Origin of the sequence: Enterobacter cloacae complex sp. ECC445 (genome assembly GCF_021892025.1) — a bacterium.
In the GTDB taxonomy this organism is placed as follows: Bacteria; Pseudomonadota; Gammaproteobacteria; order Enterobacterales; family Enterobacteriaceae; genus Enterobacter; species Enterobacter chengduensis.
The window spans coordinates 130,900-151,413 of sequence record NZ_JAKLRZ010000002.1 but is presented as its reverse complement, the minus strand read 5'-3'; the positions used below and the strand labels follow the sequence as shown (position 1 = coordinate 151,413).

Sequence of the window (20,514 nt, the reverse complement as noted above, 5' to 3'; positions counted from 1 at the left end):
ATGCTGGTAAATCTTTGCGACTATAAACAAAGCGTCACGCTTATTGCCAACAGCGGCGTGCAGTTCCTCGATTTCGGCCTGACGCCGCAGGACCTGGCCAGCAACGGGCGCTTCGTACGTAAAACCGCGAACGGCCCGCTTTTGCGCCTCGATTTCGACCTGGTCAACGGTCGCTATACCCTGCCGGCCATGAACGGCGGGCAGCCTGAAGTGGTCAAGCCGGAAACCACTATCCCGCTGCATCAGTCTCTGGCGGTGCTGGACGGCGTCTGGCTTCCGGTTCCGTTCCTGCGCTTCAACCCGCCGCGCACCTTTGTTGAGGGGCCGGATAACTGGGCCCGCGTTCAGGTGCGCAGGCTTGACGCCCCGGACACGGCAGGCAACACGCACCGCGTCACGCTCGCCCTCGACAGCCAGATTGCCGAACACGCCACGTCCGCACTCTCGCCGGTAGAAAACGATATTCTGAACGGGACCCGCTTCGCGCTGGCCTGGCGAGACAGCGAAGTAGAAAGTTTCCTCGATCAGACCTGGATTGACGGCTGGCTGCGCGAGGCGTTTACCCAGTATGCCGACGGCGTTGAAAGCCGCTCGGAACGCGATCTCCAGCAGGCGATGCGCGGCTTTGAATATCAGGCCCACTGGCTGAACCTGATGACCATGCTCGGTGAACAGCTCACCGTGCCGGAAGTGAAATTTGTTACCCATACGCTCAGCACGCCGGCCATTCCGGTCGACCTGATCCTCGACGTGGGCAATACCCACACCTGCGGCGTCATTATTGAAGACCATGGCGATGCCAACGATGGGCTGCGCCAGACCGCCGAGCTGCAGGTCCGCTCGCTCAGCGAGCCGCAGTTCCTGAACGAGCCGCTGTTCACCAGCCGTCTCGAGTTTTCGGAAGCGCGTTTTGGCAAACAGCACTTCTCGGTTGAAAGCGGTCGTGAAGATGCCTTTGTCTGGCCGTCGATTGTTCGCGTTGGCGATGAAGCCCGCAAGCTGGCGATGCAGCGTCTGGGAACCGAGGGCAACAGCGGTATCTCCAGCCCGCGTCGCTACCTGTGGGATGAAACGCCGGTCGTGCAGGACTGGCGCTTTAGCCAGATGAACAGTAAGACCCAGCGCGAACCGCTTGCCACCGCGTTTCCGCTGATGAACCTGATGAACGATGACGGCGAGCCGCTCTTCACGCTGCCGCAGGACGAGCGCCTGCCGGTCTTCTCGCCGCAGTACAGCCGCAGCACCCTGATGACGCACATGCTGTGCGAGCTGCTGGCGCAGGCGTTGGGCCAGATCAACAGCGTCGCCACGCGCCTGCGCCTGGGCTTCCCGGCCTCGCCGCGCCAGCTGCGCACCCTGATCCTGACCCTGCCTTCGGCCATGCCAAAGCAGGAGCGCGAGATCTTCCGTCGTCGCATGTTTGAAGCCATCGCCATCGTCTGGAAAGCAATGGGCTGGCATCCGCAGGATGAGGATTTTGTCACACGCAAACAGCAGGATAAAAGCGTGGTGCCGGTACCTGAAATCCAGATGGAGTGGGATGAAGCCAGCTGCGGCCAGCTGGTCTGGCTGTACAACGAAGCCATCTCCCGCTTTGGCGGCCAGACGGAAGCCTTCTTTGCCTCCCTGGCCCGCCCGGACCGTGAGCCTGAGCCAGGTAGCCAGCCGGGCCGCGCCCTACGCGTCGCGTCCATCGACATCGGCGGTGGCACAACGGATATGGCGATCACCCATTACCAGTTGGACGACGGATCCGGCAATAACGTCAAAATTACCCCGCAGCTGCTGTTCCGCGAAGGGTTTAAGGTAGCGGGCGACGATACGCTGCTGGACGTGATTCAGCGCTACGTGTTGCCCGCGCTGCAAACGCAGCTGCAGAAATCCGGTATCGCGGACGCCTCGCTGCTGATGGCGTCGCTGTTCGGCGACTCCGGACGCATCGATACCCAGGCCGTACTGCGCCAGCAGACGGCGCTGCAGCTCTTTATGCCGATTGGCCATGCCATTCTTGCCGCGTGGGAGTCGAGCGACGTTGACGATCCGCTGGCCGGTCTGCACGCCACCTTTGGCGATCTCCTTGCGCATAAGCCGACCCGCAACGTCATGAATTACCTGCAGCAGGCGATCGACCATGCCCTGCCCGCGGGTTCCGACGCGTTTGACCTGTTCGCCGTGCCGCTGCACGTCAATTTCCGCGAAATGCAGGATGCGATGCTGGCCGGGCAGTTTACGCTGGCCTCCCCGCTCCACGCGGTGTGCGAGGCGATATCCCACTACGGCTGCGACATTCTGCTGATCACCGGTCGTCCCGGCTGCCTGCCTGGGGTTCAGGCGCTGATTCGTCATCTGCAGCCGGTGCCGGTCAACCGCATCGTCTGGCTGGATAAATACCAGGTGCACGAATGGTATCCGTTCAGCCAGCAGGGACGCATTGGCAACCCGAAATCAACGGCCGCCGTGGGGGCCATGCTCTGCAGCCTGGCGCTCGACCTGCGTCTGCCGCGCTTCAACTTTAAGGCCGCGGACATTGGCGCGTACTCCACCGTGCGCTATCTCGGCGTGCTGGATAACACCGTTAATACCCTGCGCGAGGAAAACGTCTGGTATCAGGATATCGATCTCGATAAACCCGGCGCGAAGCTCGACGCGCGTCTGCACTTCCCGCTGCGCGGTAACGTGACCCTCGGCTTCCGCCAGCTGGCGAACGCGCGCTGGCCCGCCACGCCGCTCTACACGCTCAGCATTAACTCGGCTGAACTGGCGAAAGCGATTGCCGGTGACGGCGTGCTGAACGTGCGGCTCAAGCTCTGCGGCGGCAGCAAGCAGGAAGGTCCGGAGGCCTTCGAGCTGAGCGACGCCTGGCTGCAGGACGGCACCCCGGTGGCGCCTGACGCATTAACCTTCAAACTGAATACCCTGGCCGACCGCCGACACAGCGGCAGCCACTACTGGATCGACAGCGGGAGCGTATACCTGAAATGACAGCGACGACGACCACCACTCAGGCCTTAATCGGGTGGATTAATGAGACGCGCCTGAACGCCCCTGTGCTGGATAACGATGCCGACGCCCTGCTTGCCCGCATCAACGCGGCGCAGGCGCGGGAGCAGGCCATTGAACGCGCCATGGCCCGCCAGAGCAGCATTGGGCTTTACGGTCATTCGCAGAGCGCGAAAGCGCACCTGCTGTTATCGCTGTGCGGCAGCGGTAATGGACGCCTGAACGTGACGCCCGGCCAGCGCACCTTTGACTACTTTTCGCATATCAATCCGGGGCACGCCCTGACCAACATGGCCGTCCGCTTCACCCGGGAAAACCCGGAGGTGGCTGATGACGCGTTTCCGCTGCGACTGCGTCTGATCTCCGAGGCCGAGCTGGTACAGCTGTTTATTGCCCGCACGACGCTGCATCCGCAGATGCGCGCGGTGGATAAGGCGGTCATTGAGGCACGTCTGGAGAAATGGCGCGGGCTGCGCCAGCCGCAGGGCGTGCCCGGCATCACGGCGCAGGAGGTGGGTGCCATTGCCCGCTTCTGGCAGAGCACCGTCCCCGCCGCTAAGCAGCAAATTGATGATGCCCTTTGGCACGCGTTTGCCCAGCTGGTGCCATCACTCGATCTCAGCACGCGGGCCAGCGTATGGTCGCTGCTGTGGGGGGAGCAGCAGGAGCTGACCCAGCAGTGGTTAAAACTGGCCCACGTGCTGCATCAGACCAGCCATGCCAGCGAGCTTGCTGCCCCGCTTAGCCTGCTGGTGGACAGCTTTGGGCTGCCGGGTGAAGGGTTCCTGACGCACGACGGCACGTTAGATCTTCAGGACGCTCAGGAGACGCTGCTTCATCCGCTGAACGGCGGTGAGATGCTTAACGCCATCAGCCTCCCGGTCGACGTGCTGGCCTTCCTGACCCGCGAGCTGGTGCTGCCGGTTGAGAACGGCGCGCTGGATCGCGTCGACATTATTGATATTCCGGTGTTTGAAGATAACCGTGCCGACCCGCTGCGTCAGGCGAAAGCCCAGTGGCTGCTTGAGCATTACCGTCAACAGCTCCAGCCGGATGTACTGGTGATTTGCAATGCGACGGCGCAGCACGAACAGACCGCCAAAAAAGCAAAAGTGCTGATGAACTGGGTGAAGGAGACGCAGCCTGCTGAAGAATCGGCCCTGCCGGGGCTGGTGTGGGCGATCACCCCACACGACGCGCGCTTTACCACCCGACAGAACCTTGATGAAGCCGTACAGCATCTCCTCGGAAAACCGGGGCTACACTGGGGCACGCTGCAGGCGCTGGACAGCCACAGCATGCAGCGCGTCATCGAGTGGCTGTCTCAGGCCACGCTACCCGCGCAGAGACAGAAGCGTCTCAGCACGCTGAAAGCCCTGCTGCGCCAGGAGCTTACGTCGCTGATGCATAGCTATCTGGCGCCGCTGGTTGAGGAGCCCGGGACAAGACGTGCTCAGGCCGAAAACATGGTGCGCACGCTGCAAAGCAGCGCCGCCCGTCACGGCGAGCTGCTTGAAGGCCTTCTGCCGCCGCTGAAAGCCTTTGAAACGCTGCTCGCCGTTCAGCAGCCTCGCGAGGAGCAGGTGAACGGGCTGTTTACGGACACCATTGACCTGTTTGCCGAGAGTGCGCAGGAAAGCACCGGCCTGTTCCAGACAAAAGACAAAGCGCGTCTCGCGCACCGAGTCTGGATCAACCATCTGCGCCAGTGGAGCCGCAATGAGGCCACGGCCGCCCGTCTCGGGCTGGAACCTGCGGTGTTACAGCAAATCGCGGACGTGCTGGTGGTCACCAGTTACCGGCTTGATCTGCCTCAGCAGCTGCAGCGTATTGTCGAAGCGGACAAAAGCAGCGCTGCACAGCTGCATGCCGTGATGGGCAATTTCATTGGCTGGCTGGGTTACGACCAGACGCCCGTGACGGCACGTCCGGCAAGCCGCATTCGCAAGGGCCAGGCCATCTTCGTCACGCCGGTGGTCAGCAGCGGCGAGCCGCGTTTGACGCGCCTGGGGGAACAGCCTGTGCATGCGGCCACCGCGTACGTTTACGACTGGCTGGTTGCATTCTACAGCCGCGCGATCGAGAACATCGATTACCAGCATCCGCAGGATATTCAGCATGACGCACGTCGGGCACTGCGGGCTTTAATAAAGTAGCCGCCCTTCTTGCCGGGTGGCGCTGCGCTTACCCGGCCTACATTTCTCCATAATATCAATACATTGCACAATTCATCGTAGGCCCGTGCAAGCGTAGCGCCGCCGGGCGGAACTCACAGAATGCACGTTGCCATACACCCGGCTAACGTCTGTGCCAGTGCTGACGGATTTTCCCACGACATCGAGTGCCCCGCCGCAGGGATAATTTTTACCTTGACGCCTTTCTGCTTCAGATTATCAACATCATCGTCAGGCAGAGAATGTTCGCCGAAGATTAGCGTCACCGGGCACGTGAGCGTCAGGAATTGCGTTTCCCACACTGGCATTACACCCTCAACCAGGCTCTTTGCTCCGCGCCAGACGGCATACGGCGCATTGCTCTGCAGGCACCCCGCCCACGCCGTTTTTTCTGCACCGAGCATGGCGTCATAGCCCTGCGTCACAAACTGTTGCTCGGTTTGCGCTGCAATAGACCGGCTGAACATTCCCCCACCTGCATGAAAATTCGGTTCCGACACCATCAACCCCTTCACGCGCCCTGTCAGCAGCCCCGCCGTTTCGATAGCAATACTGCCGCCCATGCTGTGGCCGTATAGCCAGAAGGCATCCAGCTTAAGGTGGTCAATCAGTTCCGCGACAACGCGCGCCTGGTCGGTGGTTTTATAGCCGTAGTGCTCAGGCCTGTCGCTGTAGCCGCTGCCGGGCAAGTCGATGAGAATCGCTCTGCGCGCACCAAACAGCGGGTCGTGAACGACGCGGGGATATTCATAGGAAGAGGCGCAGCCCAGCCCGTGAATGAACACCACGGGATCGCCGGTGCCGGGCAGGTCATGCCAGCGCACGGTGCAACCGGCCTGCTGCGAGTAAAAACTGTTCATAAGCACTCCTTTTACGATGCACTGTTTATTTATACAGTTACCGTAGCTGGAATGCCATATTCATCTTTTAAAAATGGAAGCGTGCTTCAGAAAAGCGAGACCAGCAGCGCAACGGGAAAGCTCATTGGCCAGGTTGACCCCACCAGAAAAGCGCTGAGCAGGCGGATACGTTTGCGGTCTTTGGAGAGGAACCAGGTAATTAATGCGCAGATGGAAGCCATAATTGCGTAAAAAACCAACATCTTTTGATACAACGTCATTCTGTACACCAGAGCCGAAAAAATAACCGCACGCAATATGCGTCATATGTTGATACAGATCAAGTTTTTTCGTTACAGAATAACCACTTAAAGTGTATGGCTAATAACAACTGAGTAGTTTGCTTAACACGTATGGCGGGCGTGGCGAACGCCTGGCCGCGCGTGCGGCCAGGCATGGCGGGCTTAGTGTTTGATCATGACGTGCCGCACGACCGTATAGTCCTCAAGCCCGTAGACCGACATATCTTTGCCGTAGCCGGATAATTTCATGCCGCCGTGCGGCATCTCGCTCACCAGCATAAAATGGGTATTCACCCAGGTGCAGCCGTACTGCAGGCGCGCGCTCAGGCGGTGGGCGCGCCCCACGTCCTGGGTCCAGACCGATGACGCCAGGCCATACTGCGAATCGTTCGCCCAGGCCAGCACCTGCGCCTCGTCGTCAAACTCGGTGACGCTCACCACCGGGCCAAACACCTCGCGCTGAACGATGGCGTCGTCCTGTTTTGCCCCCGCCAGCAGGGTTGGCTGGAAGTAGTAGCCCGCCCCCTCGCCTTTGCTTCCGCCCGTGACCACGCGGATATGATCGAGCGCTTTCGCCTCATCGACGGCCTGGCAGACGCGCGAAAGATGGGCCGCCGAGCTGAGCGGCCCCAGTTCCGTCGCGGCATCTTCCGGCGCGCCCATGTTGAGGCTGGCGACCGCTGCGCCCAGCTTTTCCACCAGCGCGGCATAAATGCCCTTCTGGGCATAAATGCGGCAGGCCGCCGTACAGTCCTGTCCGGCATTGTAGAAACCAAACGTCCTCACCCCTTCGACCACCGCATCAAGGTCGGCATCATCAAAGACGATCACCGGCGCTTTACCGCCCAGCTCCATGTGGGTGCGTTTAATGGAGGATGCCGTATGGCCGATGATGTGCTCCCCGGTCGCAATTGAACCGGTCAGCGAGACCATACGCACTTTTTCATGTCCGGTAAGCGGGTCGCCGACCGTTTTCCCGCGACCAAACAGGACGTTCAGGACGCCCGCCGGGAAGATATCTTTTGCCAGCTCGCCCAGCTTCAGCGCGGTCAGCGGCGTGATCTCTGAGGGTTTAATCACCACGCAGTTCCCTGCCGCCAGCGCGGGCGCCAGTTTCCACGCGGCCATCATCAGCGGGTAGTTCCAGGGGGCAATAGAGGCCACCACCCCCACCGGATCGCGGCGGATCATCGACGTGTGGCCATCAAGGTACTCCCCGGCGGCCAGGCCGTTCAGGCAGCGGGCGGCCCCGGCAAAGAAACGGAAAACGTCGACCACCGCCGGAATTTCATCGCCCAGCGCGCAGTGCAGCGGCTTGCCGCAGTTAAGCGATTCGAGCCGGGCAAACTCCTCGCCGTGCGCTTCAATTGCATCCGCCAGCTTCAGCAGGCACTCGGCGCGCGTCTTCGGCGTGGTTTGCCCCCACTCCACAAAAGCACGGTCGGCCGCCAGAACCGCCGCGTCGACCTGCGCCGCTGACGCCTCAGCAATCTCCAGCAGGCGCTCTCCGGTGGCCGGGTTATAGACCGGCTGTTTTTCTCCCTCTCCGGTTACCAGTTTTCCCTCTATCAGCAGTTGTGTTTGCATAGCATTTTCCTGTTGAATTCACCGTTATTTCCCGCTGCCGGCGATGTTCTCGCCGTCGCGGGTTAGCCACCAGGCTCCCAGAATGGGGAACGTTGTCACCAGCATCACCAGCAGCGCCACCACGTTGGTGACCGGCACGTCGCGCGGACGGCCGAGCTGGTTGAGCAACCACAGCGGTAACGTGCGCTCGTGTCCCGCCGTAAACGTTGTGACGATTATCTCGTCAAACGACAGGGCAAACGCCAGCATCCCCCCGGCCAGCAGCGCCGAGCCCAGATTAGGCAGCACCACGTAGCGGAAGGTTTGCCACCCGTCGGCCCCGAGATCCATCGACGCTTCCACCAGGCTCCAGGAGGTGCGTCTGAACCGGGCAATCACGTTGTTAAATACCACCACCACGCAGAAGGTGGCGTGACCAACGACGATGGTGAAAAAACCCGGCTCAAGATCGATCCTCTTAAACGCCGTAAGCAGCGCCAGGCCGGTGATGATCCCCGGTAGCGCAATCGGCAACAGCAGCAGCAGCGAGATCGCATTCTTGCCAAAAAACTCGCTTCGCCACAGCGCCGCTGCGGCAAGCGTGCCAAGCACGAGGGCAATCGCGGTGGAGAGCGCCGCAATTTGAAGTGACAGCGTCACCGATTCAATGATATCGCCGCGCCCCGCCGCCACGCTAAACCACTTCAGCGTCAGCCCCTGCGGCGGGAAGCTGAAGGCAGCGTCCTCGGTGTTAAAGGCATAGATCGCGATAATCAGCAGCGGGAAGTGCAGGAAGATCACGCCCCCCCAGGCTGCTACTTTCAGAAACAGCGGTGTGCGCTCAGAGTGCATCGAAGGCTCCCAGACGTTTCACGAACGCCAGATAAAGCGAAATCAGCACGATGGGCACCAGCGTGAAGGCGGCGGCCATGGGCATGTTGCCAATTGCCCCCTGCTGGGAATAGACCATGTTCCCGATGAAGTAGCCCGGCGGCCCCACCAGCTGCGGAACAATGAAATCCCCCAGCGTCAGGGAAAAGGTGAAGATTGAGCCCGCCGCAATGCCCGGGATCGCCAGCGGCAGAACCACATAGCGAAAGGTCTGACGCGGACGCGCACCGAGGTCGGCCGAGGCCTGCAGCAGCGAGGCCGGCAGGCGTTCCAGCGCCGCCTGGACGGGCAGGATCATAAACGGCAGCCAAATATAGACGAAGACCAGAAACCGTCCCAGCCCGGAGGTGGACAAGGTGTTGCCGCCAATCGCCGGGAGCGTCAGGAGTGAGGTCAGGAGCGGCTCCAGCCCCATATGATTGAGAAACCACTGCGCCACGCCGTCCTTCGCCAGCAGCAGCGTCCAGGCGTAGGCTTTGACGATGTAGCTCGCCCACATGGGCAGCATCACGGCGATATAGAAAAACGCTTTCCACTTGCCGCGGGTGTATCGCGCCATGTACCAGGCCATCGGGAAGGCGAGGATAGCGCTGGCAATGGTTACCGCAATCGCCATCGTTAGCGTGCGCAGGATGATGTCGTAGTTTGCCGGGTTGAAAAGCGCCTGAATGTTCGCCAGGGTCAGGTCCGGCGTGACCGCCATGGTGAAATCGTCAAAGGTGTAAAACCCCTGCCACAGCAGGGTCAGAAGCGATCCCAAATAGACGATGCCAAACCACATCAGGGGCGCAAGCAGAAGCAGGAACAGGCCGAGCGACGGCTTACGCCAGAACAGCGCGGTCAGGCGGCTCAGGCGGCCGCGCGGGGCGGGAGAATGCGCAACGCTTGTCGCCATTTCACCTCTCCTCGTGCAGGCGGATCATGGCCTCGCGCGACCACGAGGCCATGACGGACTGCCCCGGCGCTACGCCGCTCGGCGACGAGGCGTCACTGAAATTAGCCTGGCTCACCAGCAGCTTAGCGCCATCGGCCAGCTTCAGCTCGAGGCGCGTAGCTGCCCCCTGATACTGAACGGCCTGCACGACGCCGTGAACCTGAACGTCTCCACCCTCATTCAGGCGAATATGTTCCGGGCGAAGGGAATAGCAGCCCTCCATGCCGCACAGTTTCTGTGCGAGACCGGCATCAAATACGTTGGACGTGCCGACAAAACCGGCGACAAACGGCGTGCGCGGACGCATGTAGAGATCGCGTGGGGTATCCACCTGCTCGATGCGCCCGTTATTAAATACCGCCACCCGGTCCGACATGGAAAGCGCTTCGCCCTGATCGTGGGTGACAAAAATAAAGGTGATGCCGAGCTCCTGCTGAAGCTTCTTCAGCTCGAACTGCATCTGTTCGCGCAGCTTAAGATCGAGCGCGCCCAAGGGTTCGTCCAGCAGCAGGACGCGCGGTTCATTGACCAGCGCGCGAGCGATGGCGACGCGCTGGCGCTGGCCGCCGGAAAGTTGTGAAGGCTTGCGGGCAACGGCGAAGCTCAGGCCCACTTTTTCCAGGGCATCGCGGGCCTGCGCGTGGCGTTTTTTCTTGTCGACGCCTTTGACCATCAGCCCGTAGGCAACGTTGTCGAGGATAGACATATGCGGGAACAGCGCGTAGTCCTGAAAGACGGTGTTCACATCCCGCTCCCACGGCGGCAGTTCGCTCGCCTCCTTGCCGAAGATAGAAATCGTGCCGCCTGACAGCTGTTCAAAACCCGCTATCAGACGCAGGCAGGTGGTTTTGCCGGAGCCCGAAGGCCCCAGCATGGAGAAAAACTCTCCGTCACGAATCGCAATGGTGACCCCATCCACCGCCCGGACGTCGCCGTACAGGCGGGAAACATTGTTAAACTCTACCGCGTACGTCATGTTCTGCTCCCGGGAAATTAACGACCGCCCATGATGGCGATGTAATCCTGCGTCCAGCGGCTGTAAGGCACAAATTTGCCGCCTTCGGCGATGGGGGTTTTCCAGAACATGATTTTGTCGAACTCGTTATACCCGTTTGTTTCACAGCCTTTCTCGCCCAAAAGCGTGCTGGCCTTACACCCTTCCGGCACCACGGGCAGAGAGCCAAACCATGCGGCCAGATCGCCCTGCACTTTCGGCGTCAGCGACCAGTTCATCCATTTGTAGGCGCACATAGGGTGTTTTGCCTGCGCGTGCAGCATGGTGGTGTCCGCCCAGCCGGTCACCCCCTCTTTTGGGAAGACGGTGGCGATGGGCTGGTTTTCCCCTTTCAGCGCATTTGCCTGATACGGCCAGGCGCTGGAGGCCACGACGCCTTCATTTTTAAAATCGCTCATCTGGACGGTGGTGTCATGCCAGTAGCGGTGGATCAGCGCGTGCTGGTCGCGAAGCACCTTGAGCACCGCGGCATACTGTGCTTCGGTGAGCTGGTATGGGTCTTTGATACCCAGCTGCGGCTGCGTGGCTTTGACGAACAGCGCGGCGTCGGCGATATAAATCGGGCCGTCATAGGCCTGCACGCGTCCCTGATTGGTTTTCCCGTCCGGCAGATCCTGTTTGGTAAAGACCACGCTCCAGCTGTCCGGTGGGGTCGGGAAGGTTTTGGTGTTGTACATCAGCAGGTTTGGCCCCCACTGGTACGGCGTGCCGTAGACTTTCCCGCCGACGTTAAACCATTCCCCTTTCACGATGCGTCCGTCGAGGGTTTTCCAGTTCGGGATAAGGTCGGGGTTAATGGGCTGAACGCGTTTGCCCATAATCAGGCGCAGGGAGGCGTCACCCGAGGCGGTGACCAGGTCATATCCCCCTTTCGCCATCAGGCTGACCATTTCATCCGACGTGGCCGCCGTTTTGACGTTGACCGCACACCCGGTCTCTTTTTCAAACTGGGTGACCCAGTCATAGTTTTTATCCGTCTGTCCGCGTTCGATGTATCCTGGCCAGGCGATAATATCCAGCCGACCTTCCCCGTCGCCAATGGCCTTGGGGGGTTCTGCGGCGTGCGCTGTCATGATTGTCATGCCGAGCGCGCACAGGCTGCTGCGGGCAAATTTTTTGCTCATAAGAGTACTCCTGTCGCAATGAAATTTAGCGGCAGCCGTGCCGTAAAAATATCTCCCTTATTAAACGTAGACCGCGCAAATGCGCCGCACCGTACGGCTTCAGGAAATTTCATCAAGGTGTGACCGAGGGCGCATTCCCCGTTAACTGGATTATAGACAAGGAGTTAGCCGCGAGAGACGGTATGCAGATTTCCTATGACAGGGCGCCGCGAAATAATCGCAGCGCCGTGATCAGGATAAGAATTGATTATTTAAATAACGCAGAAAAGATTATTCCAGCATCGTGCTAATTAATTTCCCTAACTGAATAACCGCCTGCTCTTCTCGCTCTCCCCAGGCCCATGAGGTATTAAAACGAAAGAACGGCGTCCACGCGTCAGATGTGGAAAACATCTTCCCGGGGGCGATGCTGATGTGGTGCGTTAAGGATTTTTCGCTCAGCAGCCCCGCGTCGAGCTGCGCCGGAAGCTCCAGCCATAAAAAGTAGCCGCTGTCGTTATGGTGGATTTTGACCCCGGCAGGCATATGGCGCAGAAGTGACTGCCAGGCCTGCTGCTTTCGCTCGGCCAGCGTGCGCCGCAGGCGGCGCAGGTGGGCGTCGTAGCGTTTGGTCGCCAGGTAATCCACCAGCGCCAGCTGCACGGGAGAGCTGGTGGAGAGCGTGCTCATCAGCTGCAGCTGCTGGATCCGTCGCGCGTGTTTTCCTGCCGCCACCCAGCCGATGCGAAAACCGGCCACCAGACATTTTGAAAAGGACGAGCAGTGCAGCGTCATGTCCTGACGATCCCAGGCTTTCGCCGGGAGCGGCTTTTCGCGGCCAAAATATAGCTCGCTGTAGACGTCATCTTCAATCAGGGGGACATTGTGCTGCGTTAATAGCGCGACGAGCCGCGCTTTTTTCTCCGCGCTTAGCGTGAAGCCGAGCGGGTTCTGGCTGTTGGTCATGATCCAGCAGGCTTTAACCGGATAGTCATTGAGCGCCTGTTCGAGGGCATTCAGGTCAATCCCCTCGCGAACATCCGTCGCAATCGATAAGGCTTTGAGCTTGAGGCGCTCCAGCGCCTGCAGCGCGCCGTAGAAACAGGGGTTTTCGACGATCACCCAGTCGCCCGGCTCGGTGACCGCCTGCAGGCTGAGATTGAGCGCTTCGAGCGCGCCTGCGGTGATCACGATCTCTTCCGGAGAGATGTTCATCCCCTGCTGCGCGTAGCGGCGGGCAATGGCGTGGCGAAGATCGACGTTACCCGGCGGCAGGTTCTCAATTACGCTCATCGCCGTCGCGGTTTTGCTGACGTTCGCCAGCGAGCGGTTGAGCTGCTGCAGCGGGAAAAGCCGCGGATCGGGAAACGCGGAGGCAAAAGGAACAACGGACGGGTCGCGGCTGGCCTGTAAGACGTCGAAGATGTAGGTGTTAATATCCACCGCTTCGTCACGCATCACCTGAGCGGGTGGCGCAGGCTGTTGTGCGGTCGGGCGCGAGGCAACGTAATAGCCCGACTGCGGTCTGGCGACAATGCGCCCCTGGCTTTCCAGCATCTGATACGCGTGGCCAACGGTCATAAAACTCATGCCGCTGCTCGCCACCTGCTCTCGCAGCGAAGGCAGCTTATCGCCCGGCAGCCATACGCCAAGCTCAATCTGCGAGATAATTTGTTGCGCCAGACGCTGGTATTTTTTCATCAGATTCTCCTTATTGCCGACAGTGTATATCAGCAGGAGAAAAAGAGAAGATTTAGCTAACTGTTATAGTCTGGAAGATGAATTACTTACGGTACTCGGTAACGTGGCTTTGCGCCTGGCGCGCGGCGGCAAGGTGATCGAGCGTAATCATCGACGATTTGCAAAAGATGCATTTTGCGCCGAGTGGGTTTTTCTCAGACACATCAAAGACTGAGGTACGGTACTGCGAGCCATGACAGCATGGGCAGCGAAAATGGATATAAGAAGTCATAGGATTCTCCTGACACGTAAAACGTAAATTACTAATGGGCCGATTGGGCAATAATGGTTTTAAACAAAACGAATCGGAAAGTAGATAAAGACCCAAGAGAGGCTGCGGAGAGGCACAACGTGATGAGAACTGCTTTATAAAACTACGTCAGATATTTATTTGGACTCAAAACCAGAAGACCATTAACGCACGGCGTTGACGACAAAGCAAGCGGTTTTATGCGGAAAATTCATAAAAAGAGTGTTTTTATTCTCTGAAGCTCATTCAAGATTTAAACATTGATATTAACAATCCCAGCCATGCTTACATAACCCAATGAAATATCAATACAATCAATAACATTTTTTGCCTACTCATCTGTCGAACCACAGAGTATTAACAACAGGCTAATGAACACTCTTCTACTTGTGTTGCTTACGCAAGCATTTCGATCTTACTTTACATAAAGGAACTATGAATGAGTTGGAATAAAGACGCGGCTGTTTCTTACCTCCGCTCGCATGCGCTCGGACATTCCCATAACGAATGCGCGAAGTTTACACGTCGTGCCATAATCGCTGGCGGCATTACGCTTGAACGTACACATGACGCGAAGGATTATGGACCAAAACTTTTGCGAGCTGGTTTTAGAGAGGTTCCTCCCGGTTCGACGTTACTTAGCGGAGATGTCGCTGTAATTCAGCCCTATCCCGGGGGAAATTCAAGCGGCCATATGACAATGTTCGACGGCACTCGCTGGATCTCAGATTTTACCCAGCTCAGCATGTATCCCGGGCCGGGTTACCGCCACGCGCAACCAGCCTATAAGATTTACAGGATGAGTCGATGATGAGGAGGATAATAATTAGTTTGCCGTTATTATTATCAGCTTGTACGTGTGTACCTCAGCAGAATGCTGCCGAACGGGCGGAAAAATTTTATTCAACATATCTGACGTTTTTTGCAGAAAGTGATGGTGAATATCCTCAGCTTAGTGAGTTTGTTGCGGCTGATACACTGTCCCGACTTAACGAGATAGAGTCTATTCCTGAACAGGAAATCGTGGGATCAGATTATTTCGCTTACGTTCAGGACTATGATCCATCCTGGGTGAAGGGGCTTAAGGTTGGTGTACCGCATCAATTCATGAATGGCGAAGTTCTTCCTGTCCGGATTGGCATTGAGGACGGCGGGTTTCTTAATCTTGAAGTCTATATGCGTCGTGAAGATGGAAAATGGAAAATTTACCGCGTGAGTGACGTAACCGATCGCTACGAGCACCCCATATTTAATGCCGGAGCAATTACTCGAGCAAAGTCATCAGCGGAAAGTGGACTTTAAGCACATCTATAAGGATTACCCTGGCAAACTGTTATAGGTAAATAGGCCGGGTCTGTTTCTGCAACCCAGTCCTGGCGAGGCTTAGAATGGCATCGACATAATTACATCGCGGAGTTTTGCATGTTTGGTTTGGATGCTTTTCACCTTGCACGGATGGAGATAAAAAGATTTCAAAATTATCCATTTAAATCAGTAAGATAAACAACACTCACATTATCTGGTTGCAAAACGGCTAAAGATAAAGTTCTTTAAATCAAGCAGATAAAAATCGTTTTGGGAGAGGATATTCCCCGGTAATCATCCGGGGTGTTTGGTTGTTACGATATTTGAAATGATCATTATTAGCAGGAATTGTCTTTTTTAAATCCCCTCACTACGTTGATGAATATGATAAGAATGGCAAACGGGAGAGCAGAAATGCAAAAACCTCAGGCCAAGGCCCAATACCACGTTTTCTGGTAGAGGGTCTAAATTGACGGCTCATGATAGCAATACACAGAAACGAGCATTGCAAACATAGGGCCGATGAACAATTCTATTTTAAGTTGCTTGTGTTTATTTTTTACTGCCAGAGAACGAATGGCATGTAAAAAACACTAAGATATAATTAGCGCTGCATATACATTCACAAAGTCACCACTCGTCAATAGCTTCACTGATTGCTGCCATGACTTCACTGGCGCCGATTATACTCATGGGCTGGGCGGAAGTCATGAGGTCATCATTGTTGTTAACACGTATAATCTTATGCAGATGAGGATCTTGAAGAGGGCCGGTGTACGCAGGGTTCGCTGTCACAAACAAACTTATTGTTTTAACTTTTAGCGCTACGGCAAGATGCAATGGCCCCGTATCACCTGTCACTAGCAAGTCAAAACCGGAAATGGTTTCAACAAGCTCCTTCAAAGAAACCTTTCCGACATAATCATTAATAGACTGCCTTTCAGCTTCCGTCATACCCTCCATAAATTTTTTGGAAATCTCCACTTCATTTGGAGAACCAATCAATACAATTTCAACATTATGTCCAGAGTTGATTAATAACTTTGCAAGTTCATTGAATCTAAGAACGGGCCACTGTCTTTGGATATCAGATGCTCCAAGCTGGAACCCAATAATGATGGCGTTCTTTTTGCTTTTTGCTTCGAATGAAAAAGGTATTTCCATTTCTATATTTTCCACATCACAGCCCATTGGTTTGATTAAGGACATTTTTCTTTCAATTAAATGCCCGTTAAACTCAACCCCGGACAATGAAGTTACAAAACGCCTCATTGCAAGATCACTTTCGTTATATGCATCTTTAAATATGTATTTCGCACCTGACAGAGTTGCAATAAGTACATCGTAGGGGCTTTTCGAATGAAGAATAACGGCAATATCTGGAGTATCCGTCTTTAACAATCGCACAATCTTTGAGGCTGTTTTAACTTTTTGGTCCCAAAAAATTACTCGTTCAAACCAAGGAGAACACTCAACCAAGTTTCTGTTCTTGTGGCTTGAAACTAATGTTATTCGAGCAGAGGGAAACCTTGATTTCAGAGATAAAATCGCTGGTGTATTGAACATGAAGTCCCCAAGGGCAGTTGTAGAAAAAATGACTATACTCTCTACTTTTTCATCAAGACCGATTCTGTCAAAAGAATGACCACTTCGCTTAAAAAATCGGTATGAAGATAATAAAAATGAAACTAAAGCTACCCTTGCTTTCTTTGATGACATGCTCAAACCTACCCTATGATATTCAATGGGTATGATTATAACATACTGAATCGTAATATATCCAATAACATCAAGGTGACTGAGGCCAGTTAATATCAGGAGCCTTACCGGCATCAACACGACTCAACCAGACACGGTGTTTTTTCCACTCAAGCAGTAATGCTTGCCTCCTCTCCAGTTGCCATATCCAGATCAACAGCATCCTGAAGTGTTGTAATCATGTTATTCGCCTGAGACAAGTAACTCTTGTTTTTGCGCTGAGCTTCATCCACGTAATCCACAGGGGCGGCGATACCCTCCATCAAAAAGAAATGCACCACCTAATGCTTTTTCGCCAGCGACGGTAAACTCATCAAGTACATTCTCGGTTTCGATTTCAACGACAATCTGATTAATCGGGAAAATTGCGCTAGCATCATAAAAAAATGAACAATTTCTTTCCAGCCCGGGTAAAAGGAAATTTTTAGCGTTTCAGGAGAAAGTGCTTTTAGCCACAGATACCAATCATTCCCATTATCATGTTTCAGAAAAACAATATTCATCCCTGGTGATTTTGCAATGTAATATAACTCGAACTCCTCCACCGAGAATTTAGCCACCTTCACCGGGTTATATTTACCCCACATATCTAATGGGTCATATTTTTTAAACATACCTGATTACTTCGTCATTACGCCACCCATGCCGTGTACCAGTGTCCGCCGATGTTATATTGCTCATAACGATACTGAACTGCTGTATAGTTTGTTTTTTGCTGTACGGCAGTGACTACAGCACCAAAGAACGCCGCGATGCCGTTGGTATTTTCGAGCATGCCAAAAAGCATGAATCACCTTGAGCAATTAATGCGCTATTGCTGGCCATGGTCACCACGCAGCGCTTATCGGATATCCTGAAGTTAAATTTTAGGATAGAACGCGAGGATGAATGGACGTTTATTTCCGCTCAATAAACAATCAGTTTTGGGGAAGGGTTTTGGGGGGATTATGGTGAAGAGGCTGTACGGTGGGCAAACTGTTATAGGTAAATAGGCCGGGTCTGTTTCTGCAACCCAGTCCTGGCGCGGCATAGAATGGCATCGACATAATTACATCGCGGAGTTTTGCATGTTTGGTTTGGATGCTTTTCACCTTGCGCGGATACAGTTTGCCTTTACCGTATCCTTTCACATTATTTTCCCGGCCATCACCATCGGCCTGGCAAGCTATCTTGCCGTGCTCGAAGGGCTGTGGCTGAAAACAAAAAATCCGGTCTGGCGTTCGCTGTACCATTTCTGGTCGAAGATTTTCGCCGTCAACTTTGGCATGGGCGTGGTCTCCGGGCTAGTGATGGCCTACCAGTTTGGCACCAACTGGAGCGGCTTTTCGCAGTTTGCGGGCAGTATTACCGGCCCGCTGCTGACCTATGAAGTGCTTACCGCCTTCTTCCTCGAAGCCGGGTTCCTCGGCGTGATGCTGTTCGGCTGGAACAAGGTCGGGCCGGGTCTGCACTTTTTCTCAACCTGCATGGTGGCGCTGGGCACCATTATCTCCACCTTCTGGATCCTCTCTTCGAACAGCTGGATGCAGACCCCGCAGGGCTATGAGATCGTCAACGGTCAGGTCGTCCCGGTGGACTGGTTTGCCGTGGTGTTTAACCCCTCCTTCCCTTACCGCCTGCTGCATATGTCGATTGCCGCCTTCCTGAGCAGCGCCCTGTTTGTGGGCGCATCCGCGGCATGGCATCTGCTGCGCGGGAATAATACCCCCGCCATCCGGGCGATGTTTTCGATGGCGCTGTGGATGACGCTGATTGTCGCCCCCATTCAGGCCCTGGTTGGCGATATGCACGGGTTGAACACCTTAAAGCACCAGCCCGCCAAGATTGCCGCCATTGAAGGCCACTGGGAAAATCCGCCGGGTGAACCTACCCCGCTGCTGCTGTTTGGCTGGCCGGATATGGAGCAGGAGCGCACCCGCTTTGGGCTGGCGATCCCCGCCCTCGGCAGCCTTATTCTGACGCACAGCCTGGATAAACAGGTTCCGGCGCTGAAAGAGTTTCCGAAGGAAGACCGTCCGAATTCCACCATCGTCTTCTGGTCGTTCCGCATTATGGCGGGCCTGGGCATGCTGATGCTGCTGCTTGGGGTGGCGGCACTCTGGCTGCGCTACAAAAAACGCGTGTATTCGTCGCGCCCTTTCCTGTGGTTTGCGCTGTTGATGGGGCCATCCGGGCTGATTGCCATTCTGGCCGGGTGGATCACCACCGAAGTGGGCCGCCAGCCGTGGGTAGTGTATGGGCTTCAGCGAACGAAAGATGCGGTTTCCGCCCACGGTGACCTGCACATGAGCGTAAGCCTGCTGGCCTTCTTCGTCGTCTACACCTCGGTATTCGGCGTGGGTTACAGCTATATGGTGCGCCTCATCCGAAAAGGCCCGCAGCCGCATGAGTCTTTCGCCACCGAGTCCGACGGACGTCCTGCGCGCCCGCTTTCTGCCGTTACAGCTGAACATAAGGAGCAGCCATAATGGGTATCGATCTTTCCATTATCTGGTTCGTCATTATCGTGTTTGCCACGCTGATGTATATCGTCATGGACGGTTTTGATCTGGGGATCGGCATTCTGTTCCCGGCCACGCAGAACGCCGACGATCGCGACGTGATGGTCAACAGCGTCGCGCCTGTCTGGGACGGAAATGAAACCTGGCTGGTGCTGGGCGGTGCCGCCCTGTTCGGCGCATTCCCGCTGGCCTATGCGGTGATCGTTGATGCCCTGACCATTCCGCTCACATTAATGCTGATCGGACTTATTTTCCGCGGCGTGGCGTTTGAGTTTCGCTTTAAGGCCACGCCTGCGCATCGCCCGTTCTGGGATAAGGCCTTTATTGGCGGTTCGATTCTGGCGACGTTTACCCAGGGCGTGACGGTAGGTGCCGTCATTAACGGCTTTTCCGTCACCGGCCGGGCCTACACCGGCGGCCCCTTTGACTGGTTTACCGCGTTTAACCTGTTTTGCGGCGCGGGTCTGGTGGTGGCCTATGCGCTGTTAGGCGCTACCTGGCTGGTGATGAAAAGCGAAAACGCGCTGCAGCAGCGGATGCGTGAGGTATCTAAAACGCTATTAATCATGCTGCTGGCGTTTATTGCGGCGATCAGCCTCTGGACGCCGCTGGCGCAACCGGCCATCGCTGCGCGCTGGTTTACGCTGCCAAACCTGTTTTATCTGCTGCCGGTCCCGGCGCTGGTGGTGATGTTTAGCCTGTATCAGTGGCGCTGCCTGAATAATCCCGACAGCCATAGCCGACCGTTTATCCTGACGCTGGGGCTGATCTTCCTCGGCTTTAGCGGGCTTGGGATCAGCATCTGGCCGCATATTATTCCGCCGTCGATCACCCTGTGGCAGGCCGCCGCACCGACGCAAAGCCAGGGCTTTATGCTGGTGGGCGCGCTGTTGATCGTTCCCGTTATTTTGGTCTACACCTTCTGGAGCTACTACGTATTTCGCGGCAAAGTTCAGCATGGGGAGGGTTATCACTGATGCAACAACCGGTCTGGAAAAGATTACTGTGGCTGGCCATTATCTGGGGCGGCAGCGTGCTGGCGCTGGCTGCGGTCAGCATGCTCTTCCGTATGCTGATGACGGCGGCAGGGTTTAAATCGCATTGAGGTTATTCCGGGCAACCGCTGCGTTGCCCGG

The 20,514-nt window shown here is 56.2% G+C and carries 21 protein-coding genes; 7 read left to right on the top strand and 14 right to left on the bottom strand.

The annotated features are described in order from the left end of the window. Both L6R44_RS02110 and L6R44_RS02105 read left to right on the top strand, forming a co-directional pair. On the top strand, positions 1–2,982 hold the full coding sequence (locus L6R44_RS02110; RefSeq protein ID WP_237423070.1) for a virulence factor SrfB: 2,982 nt from the start codon (positions 1–3) through the stop codon (positions 2,980–2,982). Then, positions 2,979–5,156 (top strand): virulence factor SrfC family protein, encoded by a 2,178-nt coding sequence (locus L6R44_RS02105; protein WP_237423069.1) that lies wholly within the window; start codon positions 2,979–2,981, stop codon positions 5,154–5,156. The genes L6R44_RS02110 and L6R44_RS02105 overlap by 4 nt, the downstream gene beginning before the upstream one ends. Positions 5,157–5,269: 113 nt before the next feature. Here the strand turns inward: L6R44_RS02105 and L6R44_RS02100 are convergent, their stop codons facing one another. From L6R44_RS02100 to ymcF, 9 genes are all read right to left on the bottom strand, one after another. Then, complete coding sequence (locus L6R44_RS02100; RefSeq protein ID WP_237423068.1) at positions 5,270–6,034, bottom strand: alpha/beta fold hydrolase; 765 nt, start codon at positions 6,032–6,034, stop codon at positions 5,270–5,272. Positions 6,035–6,120: 86 nt separating this feature from the next. Then, positions 6,121–6,294, bottom strand: coding sequence for a GhoT/OrtT family toxin (locus tag L6R44_RS02095; RefSeq protein ID WP_013096478.1), 174 nt, complete (start codon positions 6,292–6,294; stop codon positions 6,121–6,123). A 183-nt stretch (positions 6,295–6,477) separates the two neighbouring features. After that, the gene (patD, locus tag L6R44_RS02090) at positions 6,478–7,902 is read right to left on the bottom strand and encodes an aminobutyraldehyde dehydrogenase (RefSeq protein ID WP_032640838.1); all 1,425 of its coding nucleotides are present in this window, start codon (positions 7,900–7,902) and stop codon (positions 6,478–6,480) included. Between the two features lie 24 nt (positions 7,903–7,926). Then, a complete protein-coding gene (locus L6R44_RS02085) occupies positions 7,927–8,733 on the bottom strand; it encodes an ABC transporter permease (RefSeq protein WP_237423067.1) in 807 nt (268 codons plus the stop codon). Further along, a complete protein-coding gene (locus L6R44_RS02080) occupies positions 8,723–9,667 on the bottom strand; it encodes an ABC transporter permease (RefSeq protein ID WP_237423066.1) in 945 nt (314 codons plus the stop codon). Before L6R44_RS02080 ends, L6R44_RS02085 begins: the two co-directional genes overlap by 11 nt. 1 nt (position 9,668) lies before the next feature. Further along, positions 9,669–10,682 (bottom strand): ABC transporter ATP-binding protein, encoded by a 1,014-nt coding sequence (locus L6R44_RS02075; RefSeq protein WP_237423065.1) that lies wholly within the window; start codon positions 10,680–10,682, stop codon positions 9,669–9,671. Between the two features lie 17 nt (positions 10,683–10,699). Further along, positions 10,700–11,845 carry a putative ABC transporter substrate-binding protein YdcS gene (ydcS, locus tag L6R44_RS02070; protein WP_237423064.1) on the bottom strand — a complete coding sequence of 382 codons (1,146 nt, stop codon included), beginning with the start codon at positions 11,843–11,845 and terminating at the stop codon, positions 10,700–10,702. Positions 11,846–12,115: 270 nt separating this feature from the next. Beyond that, a complete protein-coding gene (locus L6R44_RS02065) occupies positions 12,116–13,525 on the bottom strand; it encodes an aminotransferase-like domain-containing protein (protein WP_237423063.1) in 1,410 nt (469 codons plus the stop codon). 82 nt (positions 13,526–13,607) lie between these two features. After that, positions 13,608–13,796, bottom strand: a complete 189-nt coding sequence (gene ymcF / locus L6R44_RS02060) for a cold shock small protein YmcF (RefSeq protein ID WP_028013309.1) — start codon at positions 13,794–13,796, stop codon at positions 13,608–13,610. A gap of 457 nt (positions 13,797–14,253) precedes the next feature. On the opposite strand from ymcF, the gene L6R44_RS02055 reads away from it, so the two are divergent. Further along, positions 14,254–14,625 (top strand): hypothetical protein, encoded by a 372-nt coding sequence (locus tag L6R44_RS02055; protein ID WP_237423062.1) that lies wholly within the window; start codon positions 14,254–14,256, stop codon positions 14,623–14,625. Beyond that, positions 14,622–15,116: a DUF3828 domain-containing protein gene (locus tag L6R44_RS02050; RefSeq protein WP_237423061.1), complete on the top strand. Its 495-nt coding sequence runs from the start codon at positions 14,622–14,624 to the stop codon at positions 15,114–15,116. Before L6R44_RS02055 ends, L6R44_RS02050 begins: the two co-directional genes overlap by 4 nt. A 633-nt stretch (positions 15,117–15,749) precedes the next feature. On the opposite strand, the gene L6R44_RS02045 is transcribed toward L6R44_RS02050, so the two are convergent. The 5 genes from L6R44_RS02045 to L6R44_RS02030 form a co-directional block, all read right to left on the bottom strand. After that, a complete protein-coding gene (locus L6R44_RS02045) occupies positions 15,750–16,838 on the bottom strand; it encodes a glycosyltransferase family 9 protein (protein WP_237423060.1) in 1,089 nt (362 codons plus the stop codon). A gap of 70 nt (positions 16,839–16,908) precedes the next feature. Beyond that, entirely contained in the window at positions 16,909–17,040 is a 132-nt protein-coding gene (locus tag L6R44_RS24870; protein ID WP_272930016.1) for a tail fiber assembly protein, read from the bottom strand. After that, complete coding sequence (locus L6R44_RS02040) at positions 16,988–17,140, bottom strand: tail fiber assembly protein (RefSeq protein WP_272930015.1); 153 nt, start codon at positions 17,138–17,140, stop codon at positions 16,988–16,990. The genes L6R44_RS24870 and L6R44_RS02040 overlap by 53 nt, the downstream gene beginning before the upstream one ends. Positions 17,141–17,158: 18 nt before the next feature. Continuing rightward, positions 17,159–17,491, bottom strand: a complete 333-nt coding sequence (locus L6R44_RS02035; RefSeq protein WP_237423059.1) for a hypothetical protein — start codon at positions 17,489–17,491, stop codon at positions 17,159–17,161. Between the two features lie 17 nt (positions 17,492–17,508). Further along, positions 17,509–17,664 (bottom strand): hypothetical protein, encoded by a 156-nt coding sequence (locus L6R44_RS02030; RefSeq protein WP_154231965.1) that lies wholly within the window; start codon positions 17,662–17,664, stop codon positions 17,509–17,511. Positions 17,665–17,944: 280 nt separating this feature from the next. Here L6R44_RS02030 and L6R44_RS02025 point away from each other — a divergent pair, with 280 nt between their 5' ends. The 3 genes from L6R44_RS02025 to L6R44_RS02015 are packed head-to-tail and all read left to right on the top strand — an operon-like array spanning position 17,945 to position 20,483. Then, positions 17,945–19,345 (top strand): cytochrome ubiquinol oxidase subunit I, encoded by a 1,401-nt coding sequence (locus L6R44_RS02025; RefSeq protein ID WP_032640854.1) that lies wholly within the window; start codon positions 17,945–17,947, stop codon positions 19,343–19,345. Next, positions 19,345–20,355: a cytochrome d ubiquinol oxidase subunit II gene (gene cydB, locus L6R44_RS02020; protein ID WP_032640856.1), complete on the top strand. Its 1,011-nt coding sequence runs from the start codon at positions 19,345–19,347 to the stop codon at positions 20,353–20,355. Before L6R44_RS02025 ends, cydB begins: the two co-directional genes overlap by 1 nt. Further along, a complete protein-coding gene (locus tag L6R44_RS02015; RefSeq protein WP_008501283.1) occupies positions 20,355–20,483 on the top strand; it encodes a DUF2474 domain-containing protein in 129 nt (42 codons plus the stop codon). The genes cydB and L6R44_RS02015 overlap by 1 nt, the downstream gene beginning before the upstream one ends. Positions 20,484–20,514: the final 31 nt, after the last annotated feature.